Origin of the sequence: Vibrio sp. 10N.222.52.B7 (assembly GCF_041474275.1) — a bacterium.
Taxonomy (GTDB): domain Bacteria; phylum Pseudomonadota; class Gammaproteobacteria; order Enterobacterales; family Vibrionaceae; genus Vibrio; species Vibrio crassostreae_C.
This window is the reverse complement of the sequence record NZ_JBFRTU010000424.1, coordinates 1-271: the sequence shown is the minus strand read 5'-3', so window position 1 is coordinate 271 and position 271 is coordinate 1. Positions and strand designations below refer to the sequence as shown.

Below are 271 nucleotides of genomic sequence, written 5' to 3'. Positions count from 1 at the left end.
ACCGTGAACACCTACACCATATTTTCCAACGCCTTGGTTTTACATCGCGTCAAACGCTCGCCATCATTTGTGCCATCGCAAGTAGCTTTGCTGGCTTCGGTATCTACGGTGAATTCCTAGAGATCGCAGAATCGACCATGTTCATCCTGTTTATGATGTGTTTTGCTTCATACACTGTAGCCATGAGCTATGTTTGGCGTATCACAAGCTGGATTAGAAGTTGGCGTAACCTTCCAGAAAAAGTCTACTAGTGATTAGAAGTGTATTAATG

General features: G+C 43.5%; 1 pseudogene. It reads left to right on the top strand.

The features are described from left to right. Window positions 1-251 (top strand): annotated as a pseudogene (locus tag AB4512_RS23515) (undecaprenyl-phosphate alpha-N-acetylglucosaminyl 1-phosphate transferase); the annotation flags it as partial. Between the last annotated feature and the right edge of the window lie 20 nt (window positions 252-271).